Annotated in this window: 6 protein-coding genes and 2 pseudogenes; 7 read left to right on the forward strand and 1 reads right to left on the reverse strand. The window is 36.2% G+C overall.

Translation table 11 applies throughout. The features are described from left to right. Positions 1-11 precede the first annotated feature (11 nt). The 7 genes and pseudogenes from ACHABU_RS14620 to ACHABU_RS14650 form a co-directional block, all read left to right on the forward strand. A complete protein-coding gene (locus ACHABU_RS14620) occupies positions 12-1,073 on the forward strand; it encodes an alkene reductase (RefSeq protein ID WP_435765658.1) in 1,062 nt (353 codons plus the stop codon). 62 nt (positions 1,074-1,135) lie between these two features. Next, positions 1,136-1,582, forward strand: coding sequence for a PaaI family thioesterase (locus tag ACHABU_RS14625; protein WP_435765660.1), 447 nt, complete (start codon positions 1,136-1,138; stop codon positions 1,580-1,582). A 4-nt stretch (positions 1,583-1,586) separates the two neighbouring features. Beyond that, complete coding sequence (locus tag ACHABU_RS14630) at positions 1,587-2,573, forward strand: acrylyl-CoA reductase family protein (RefSeq protein ID WP_435765662.1); 987 nt, start codon at positions 1,587-1,589, stop codon at positions 2,571-2,573. Between the two features lie 108 nt (positions 2,574-2,681). Beyond that, entirely contained in the window at positions 2,682-4,043 is a 1,362-nt protein-coding gene (locus ACHABU_RS14635) for an MFS transporter (RefSeq protein ID WP_435765664.1), read from the forward strand. A 474-nt stretch (positions 4,044-4,517) separates the two neighbouring features. Next, positions 4,518-4,943: a MaoC family dehydratase gene (locus tag ACHABU_RS14640; RefSeq protein ID WP_435765666.1), complete on the forward strand. Its 426-nt coding sequence runs from the start codon at positions 4,518-4,520 to the stop codon at positions 4,941-4,943. Between the two features lie 169 nt (positions 4,944-5,112). After that, the gene (locus ACHABU_RS14645; protein WP_435765667.1) at positions 5,113-5,664 is read left to right on the forward strand and encodes a hypothetical protein; all 552 of its coding nucleotides are present in this window, start codon (positions 5,113-5,115) and stop codon (positions 5,662-5,664) included. A gap of 168 nt (positions 5,665-5,832) precedes the next feature. Further along, positions 5,833-6,249: pseudogene (locus ACHABU_RS14650) on the forward strand (nucleotidyltransferase family protein); the annotation flags it as partial. Between the two features lie 45 nt (positions 6,250-6,294). Here ACHABU_RS14650 and ACHABU_RS14655 read toward each other — a convergent pair. Beyond that, positions 6,295-6,815: pseudogene (locus ACHABU_RS14655) on the reverse strand (IS110 family transposase); the annotation flags it as partial.

The raw sequence follows: 6,815 nt of genomic DNA on the forward strand, positions 1-6,815 counted from the left end.
GGAGAGTAAAAATGAAAAATCTATTTGAAGAGGTTCGTATTGGAAACTCTACATTGAAAAATCGCTTAGGTATGTCACCAATGACGAGAAATAGATCTTTACCTGATGGCACTCCGGGAGAGTTAGCGGCTGAATATTATGGTCAACGTGCTTCTTTTGGTTTAATCATAAGTGAAGGTACACAACCTTCAGATGACGGCCAAGGGTACTTAAATACACCAGGGATTTATACACCATCTCACATAGAAGGTTGGAAGAAAATAACGAGCCGCGTACACAATGAAGGGGCTCGCATATTCATTCAGCTCATGCATGTAGGGCGTGTTTCACATCCTGACAATACGCCCCATCATCGACAACCGGTTGCACCTTCAGCTATTGCACCTGGAGTAGAAATGTATACAGCTGAGGGGAAGAAAGATATCCCGACTCCTAGGGAATTAGGTCAAAATGAGATAAAAGAAGTCATTCAAGAATTTCGTACAGCTGCAGCCGCAGCAATTGAAGCTGGAGCTGATGGAGTCGAAATTCACGGGGCAAATGGATATCTAATTCAACAATTCCTTAGTGAAAACTCAAATCTCAGGCAAGATGCCTATGGTGGAACAATTGAAAACCGGGCTCAATTTGCAATTGAAGTGACTAAAGCAGTCATTGATGAAATTGGTTCGGAAAAAACGGGAATTCGGTTTTCTCCTCAAGGAACATTGAACGGAATTGAGGAAGGCGATACAAATATTGAGATGTATCGTTATTTAATAGGGGAGTTAAATAAGCTTAATTTGGCTTATCTTCATATTATGCACTTTGGCAATGAACCCTTATTACAAGAAATACGCCAATTATGGACGCAGCCACTGTTGGTAAATAGAGCGGGACGTCCGCTTGAACAACTTACGATGGATTTGGATAATGGTCTAGCAGATGTCGCAACAGTAGGGATTTGGGCACTAGCTAATCCAGACTTCATTAAGCGTTTAAAGAAAAATGCCCCTCTAAATGAACCGGATTTAAATAAGCTCTATACCGGTGGTGCACAAGGTTATGTAGATTATCCGTTTCTAAAAGATTAATTTAATTATTCAATATTAGCGGTACCCTAAAAGTAAAATTTATTATTTAGGAGTTGTGGATAATGAGTCACTTAGAAAGATTAAAGAAAATGATGACGGGTGAAATACCTGGTGCCCCTGTTGCGCAAGTACTTGGCTTTGAGGTGGTAGAAGCTGAAGAAGGCAGAGTCGTTATTGAAATAGAAGCTTCTGAAAGATTGCATAATCCGATGGGCACATTGCATGGCGGGATACTGGGTGATATAGCTGATGCTGCAATGGGATTATCTTTTATTAGTACACTTGCTGAGGACGAATTGTTTACGACGGTGGAACTTAAGTTGAATTTCCTTAAACCTATTTTTGAATCGAAACTGCGAGCTGAGGGGCAAATAATAAAAAAGGGCGGCACAATTGGATTGCTGGAATGCCATATCTATGATGAAAAAAAGAGTCTTGTTGCGCATTCAACAAGTACGTGTATGGTTTTAAAAGGGAATTCCAATCATAAAAGAGAAAGGAAAGGATGATAAAATGAATAATTTCAAAGCGATGGTACTAGACAATGTAAATGATCAAACCAAGTTAGAAATCAAACAATTACGTATGGAAGACCTTCCAGAAGGCGACGTAACCATTCAAGTAGCCTATTCTAGCGTAAACTTTAAAGATGGTGCAGTAGCCATCCTAAATAAGTTTGTATCCTGCTATCCTGTTGTGCCAGGAATCGATTTAGCTGGAACGGTTATTGATTCAAAAGACGAACGATTTACAAAAGGTGATGAAGTTATTGTTACGAGCTACGAATTAGGAACAGGTCATTTTGGCGGCTATAGTGAACTCGCACGTGTTCCTGCAGAGTGGGTTGTTCCTCTTCCGAAAGGGTTATCTTTAAAGGAATCCATGGTTCTTGGAACAGCAGGATTAACTGCTGCAATAGCCGTTCAAAGACTAGAAGATAATGGATTAGAACCTAGCCAAGGACCTATTCTAGTAGCTGGTGCAACAGGAGGAGTAGGCAGCGTTGCGGTAAATATTTTAGCTAAAAAAGGTTATGAAGTTGTGGCGAGTACAGGAAAAAAAGTCCAAGAAGAGTATTTGAAAGGATTAGGCGCTAAACAAATCATTCATCGAGATGAGATTGTAGATAACGACAATCAGCCAGTGCGTGAAGAAAAATGGGCAGCAGCGGTTGATCCTGTAGGGGGGAAAACTCTCCAATATATTCTAAGTACATTGAAGTATGGTGGATCTGTAGCTACATGTGGTTTCACAGGTGGCAGTGAAGTTTCCACAACTGTTTTTCCTCATATTTCACGAGGTATAAATTGGCTTGGCGTTGACTCGGTTCAATATCCAAGAAATGAGCGTTTAAAGGTTTGGAATCGTCTTGGGAATGATTTGAAACCAACAACCTTAAATGAAGAGATGGTGAATGAAATCTCATTAGAAGAACTACCTGAAGTATTAGCTGCTATATTAGAAGGGAAAGTACGCGGAAGAACGCTTGTTAAACTATAAACAGTTTTTGAATGGAATCAGCTTACTGCCTGTGTGAGGCAGGTTGATTAGTCGTTGTCGTCCGAATACGATATCGACTAATTACTTTAAAAATAAGGACGGGATCAAATGACGTCAACTACTTCTTCCCAATTAGAAAGCATTGTACCCATTCAAGAGAATAAGATTATTTTAATTTTGAGTTTTACCATCTTGCTCGTAGTAATGAACACGACGATGTTTAATGTTGCATTGCCCTCTATAATTATAGACTTTTCCTTAAATTCATCAACAGCGTCGTGGCTCGTTTCCGGTTATTCAATCATGTTTGCCATTGCATCATTGGCTTTTAGCAGATTGTCGGACTTTATCTCCGTCTCTAGACTTTTGTTTTTTGGAATCAGTATTTTAGGAATCGCATCCATCATCGGCTTCTTTTCTAATCATTTTCTCCTCTTATTAGGAGCTCGAATTGTTCAGGCTGTTGGTGGTGGAGGGATTATGGGATTGGGAATAATCATCGCCGGGCGTTTACGTCTTTCGAGGCGTGCAAGAGCGATGGCAATTATTACTTCTACGGCTTCTTTGGCATTTGGGTTAGGCCCTCTAATAGGGGGAATCATTACGCAATACTTAGGATGGAATTATCTTTTCGCTATCAGTAGCATTTCGGTCCTTTCGATTCCATTCTTCCATTTGTTGTTGCCGAAAGAGGTTCTTCAAAAAGGTCACTTCGATCTATTTGGTGCAATTCTAACGGGACTTAGTGTTACAGGTCTACTCCTTTTTCTGACCACATTTTCCTATATTATCTTAGCTGCAACCGTCGTTCTTTTTGTGGTGTGGTGGAGATATCTTCATAAAAGAAAAGAGCCGTTCATTCCGCCAATCCTATTTAGAAATAGGCAGTATACAAAACTACTGTTAATAGTTTGTATCACTTTTTTTATAAATTTTGCAAATCTGTTTTTAATGCCAATTATGCTTACAACTACATTCCAACAAGGACCGATAGAGGTAGGGATGATCATTTTTCCAGGAGCTATTATTGCAGTGATTGCTGGACAATTTATAGGAAGAGTAATTGATCGTTTTGGCAATATGCCATTAATTATTTCGGGGCAATTGTTTTTATTAAGCGCGACCATCCTATTCGCATTGTTATCTACCATCAGTCCTTATTTTATACTTGTGGCATATATGTTTGCGAGTGTTGGTTTTACATCACTTTCAACGAGTATTTCTAATGAGATAACGAGGATTCTGCCAATGACACAAGTCGGTTCAGGCATAGGAGTCGCCCAATTAATCCAATTTTTCGGTGGAGGGCTTGGAGTCACTATTTCTGGATTACTACTAACGCTTCAAAAGAGTTTATCTCCAGAAATTATTTATGGAAATATTTATATTTGCTTTTCCTTTGTTATAATTATAGCTATTTTAATATACAGTTTGTATTATCGAAGAGCTAGGTTAAGGCAGCCAAGTTAACTTCATCATCACTTGAATCAAAATAATACAATTATAATAGGTTTCAATGACTCTATCCGGTTGTTTATTAATTGAAAAGGTTCTCAATCGTTAATTCTTTAATGTTTCTGTTAATAAATCTTAAATAGATACTCTGCTCAGTTGTTCTTTTAATGCGCTTTATTATTCATGTTTCTTGCAACATTTTTAGTAAACCTAGATTTAATAAAAAATCCCAGTGAAACAATTAAATGTAAGATGTTAATTAAGACATGTCTGAGTGTTAAAATTTGAATAGTTAATACTTTCTTTGCATATTAAAATAGACTGTGAAAGATTGTACTTAAAGTAAATGGTGCATTAGCGAAAGAAGTAATATTGAGGTAAATGGCAGGTTAGTTTACAAGAAAAAAACATTATTAGCACCAACTCTTAATAATAGATGTTAAAATAGATTAAGTTCTAGTGTTAACTAATAATTAAGAGGTGTTTTGTATGAAGTTAGATGAATTTACAATTGGAGATGTGTTCCAAACTAAAGCACATAAATTAACAAAAGAAGATATTGTGAGGTTTGCAGGTGAATTTGACCCCCAATATATGCATTTGGATGAGGAAAAAGCAAATCAGGGAAGATTTAAAGGAATCATTGCTTCTGGAATACATACACTGGCTATTTCATTTAAGTTATGGGTTGAAGATGGTAGATATGGTGCGGATGTTATTGCTGGAACAAAAATGAATAATATTAAATTTATAAAGCCAGTGTATCCTGATGATGAATTACATATCATTGTTGAGGTTATTGATAAAAAAGCAATAAAGAATGAAACGGGTCTCCTTACGGTATTGTTATCCACTTTTAATGATAAGGAAGAAAAAGTTTTTGAGGGTGACTTAACCGTATTGATAAAGCGATGAAGGTTAATATATAAATTTGCTTATTAAACTATATGGTGCATTAACACAATAAGGGAATCGTCAATACGGAAGTCTTTTTTTAGCTAACTGTTCAGGATGATTGAATGTGTTTTGTGATTTGAAATCAAATAGTATTTGCATCGTACTTAATTATAAGGGGCAGATATTTATGAATAAAGATATTTCCATATTTATTGTTATTCTCTTGGTTGGCCTTGTTTTGTTCATCGCAGGTTGTTCTCCAAATACGGAGACTGAACCATTGGATGAAAATATTGCTACTATAGAAACAATAATGGAACACTCATTTACAGGACCAGAACAGGAATTGATAGAAATATGGAATAACATTCATACGGATGAAGATGAGATGGAAGATATTGAGTCAGCATTTGAAGCGTTAAATTCGTATACATCAGAGAAATTCAAGCCTTATTTTACAGAAGAGGGCTATAGTTCCTATATTTCTTCATTTGGTTTTACGTTCTTAAATAATGCGTATCGAAATGATTATCAGCTAAACCTTAATCGTATTGAAGTGGAAACATCAGAGGTAAATGATAATATTTATAAATTTTCATTGGAGGTACATTATCAAAAAGAATATAGTGACGAACACGAACTAGTGGTGAATGCAACTGGTGAAGTAAATATAAATGAGGACGGACTTATTTCTAATATGTTAATTCGTGGCAATGAATTGATGGAAGCATTGGAGTAATAAATAGAAAATATATATGAATTTCTTAATGAAGTAACTGGTGCATTAACACAACAAGGAGATCGTCAATACGGCGGTCTTATTTAACTAAAGGGGCATTTTAGTTTAACAACCTCCTTGCCCTTTCTTGTGATAATATAGAAATATATGTTCTGTGAGGAGGCTTTTATGATAATTCAAAACGAAAAAGATGTAATTGAGCTAATTAAACAAGATGAATGGATGATGGAAGTATTAAAAGCAGCGAAACTATTAAATCTTCCAGATTGGTGGATATGTGCTGGTTTTGTACTTTCAAAAATATGGGATCCACTTCATAATTTTAGTGATAGGACAAATACACCTGATGTGGATATAATCTACTTTGATGATACAAATATTGATGAATTAGAAGAAAAGAAAATGGAAGATAAGTTAAGAAAAATAACTCATAGTGTACCGTGGTCTGTAAAGAATGAAGCAAGAATGCATATTGCTAATGATATTCCTCCATATTCTTCTTCGGTTGACGCAATATCAAAATTTCCAGAGACAGCAACAGCATTAGGCGTAAAATTAGATGAACAAGAAAATGTGATTTTAACTGTTCAATGATTGGAAGGTTTTATTATATTTAGTTAGATATAGTATTTATGCTATATCTTGGAAAGTAGATCTGCTTTTTAGTAGGGCATAAATCCAGTGTAAGAGCTTATTTACACATGCAATAACTGCTACTCTAAAGGGTTTTCCTTCTTCACGCTTTTTATCATAAAACTCTCTTAGTCTCTTATTGCGTGCTATTATCTCATCGTCGTCTTCTTTTTACGAGCATCACGAATACCACTTTGAACAGCCATATATAAAGCGTGCCGTAGTCCATTAGATCCTCGTTTGGTGATTCTCGATTTACTGATGCTGTAAACTTACCAGAAGAGTAAACAATCGGATCAACTCCTGCGAATGCTACGAGCTTTTTGGCATTACTAAATCGATCAATCTCTCCAATCTCGGAAATAATAGTTGCAGCGATTTTTTCTCCGATTCCAGGAATCGATTGAAGAATATGATATTCTTCAATTTCCTTAGCGAGGGCATCTATTTCATTCGCAATCTTGGATAGATGCTCTTGGTATTGAAGAACAAGATTAACTAACATCTCCAGATTAAAG

Origin of the sequence: Oceanobacillus sp. CF4.6, assembly GCF_051262635.1 — a bacterium.
Lineage (GTDB): Bacteria > Bacillota > Bacilli > Bacillales > Amphibacillaceae > Oceanobacillus.